This is a genomic window from Streptomyces sp. BRA346 (assembly GCF_052851135.1).
Genome location: NZ_JAIWIH010000041.1, coordinates 115063 through 116535 on the forward strand (window position 1 = coordinate 115063; position 1473 = coordinate 116535).

Below are 1473 nucleotides of genomic sequence, written 5' to 3' on the forward strand. Positions count from 1 at the left end.
AACGGGCCCAGCTGACCCGGTGGGCCCGGCGAGCGAAGAGCGCTCAGTATCTCGCGTTGCGCGCGAGGATCGTGCTGCGGTGTGCGGAGGGCGGGACGAACTCATGCGCTTCCGCGTGAACGCCGCAACCGGCCGACTCACCCGCAAGACGATCTACGCGATTACCGACTTGCCCTCGACGCAGGCGTTGCCGCAGCAGTTCGGCGAACTGGCACGCTCGCACTGGGGTATCGGAAACCGGCTGCACTTCGTGCGCGACCCAACCTTCGCCGGGGACGCCAGCCGCATCCGTACCGGCCGCGAACCGGAGAACATGGCCACCTTGCGCAACCTCGACGTCAGCACCCTCCGACGGGCAAGGCACCAGAACATCGCCGCCGCCGTCCGGCACGTCTCCTGCCAGCCCCTCACCCGCCCGCTGGACCTCCTCGGCATCAGCTGACCAGCACAGCGTCAGATCACACGACTTTGCAACCGCCCTGTCCAGAAGCTCCGTCGGAGAAACTGCCCGGCGGGGCTTCTGTACTTCACGATAGCGTCTCAATCGGCAACTCTCCGAGAAGATTCAGAACTACCTTCTCCAGCGCACCCTGACCAAGTCGCCTGAGAACCGAAAGACGACTCTCAGGAACATCAATCAGTGCACAGGAACGCACGTTCTTCCCCGATTCAAGAAACCAGAGATAGCCCCTGAATGACTTTTCCCCTGCAGCCTCGCGATACCCGTTCTCCAGCATGGGCATGAAGATGTGAAGCCCGCCTCTATCCATGCGGCCAGAAGACATCAGAGGATCCAACCGAGCGTTCAAGAATGCACTCCTCGGGTCATCTCGAATTTCGAGGAGTTCCGTGTATGAAGCAACCCTTACTCCATACTCACCTGGATCGACCGTGGCGGACATGCCTTGTCACCAGTCCAGACTGTTCCATAGGTCATCCATGCTCTTGCCGCTACCTCCACCGCCGCCATCAAAGTCGTCAAACATGCTCATGTCCCTCCGGTAGCGCTCAATCGTAACTCGAGTGTCCCATTGGATTGAGCTATTCGCGTCATCCGCTCGCCGTGCAAGCTCAGCTACTCTATGGTTCCCCTGAACCACTGTGTTTCGGTCGTTGAGGATTATGTGCTCTCCGTCGCGCGGATTATTGATCGCATTAAGGAAATCACCATCAGAAAGATCGCGAAGTGGTGCTAGACGCGACTCATCTGTGCCATGCGCTGGCTTTGCCATGTGCAGTTCTTGCGCGGAAGCCGAGCAGTTGGGAGCAAGGCCGAGAGGGTCGGTCCAAGTGTGGGGGTTGTGGACATAGGCTGCGGGGTTGGGGGCGGGGGTCAGGCCTAGGGGGTNGGGGGAGAGGTAGCGGGCGGAGTCGGGGTCGTAGTAGCGGTGGAAATTGTAGTGGAGGCCGGTTTCGGGGTCGAAGTATTGGCCGGGGAAGCGGAGGGGTGTGTAGGCGGTGCTGTTGGTGGCC

Annotated in this window: 1 protein-coding gene and 2 pseudogenes; 1 reads left to right on the forward strand and 2 read right to left on the reverse strand. The window is 60.6% G+C overall.

Going from position 1 to position 1473, the window contains the following annotated elements; all coding sequences use genetic code 11:
• Positions 1-442: pseudogene (locus tag LCH29_RS36750) on the forward strand (ISAs1 family transposase); the annotation flags it as partial.
• 85 nt (positions 443-527) lie between these two features.
• Here the strand turns inward: LCH29_RS36750 and LCH29_RS36755 are convergent.
• The gene (locus tag LCH29_RS36755) at positions 528-902 is read right to left on the reverse strand and encodes a hypothetical protein (protein WP_446466015.1); all 375 of its coding nucleotides are present in this window, start codon (positions 900-902) and stop codon (positions 528-530) included.
• Between the two features lie 360 nt (positions 903-1262).
• Positions 1263-1473, reverse strand: a pseudogene (locus LCH29_RS36760) (RHS repeat-associated core domain-containing protein); the annotation flags it as partial.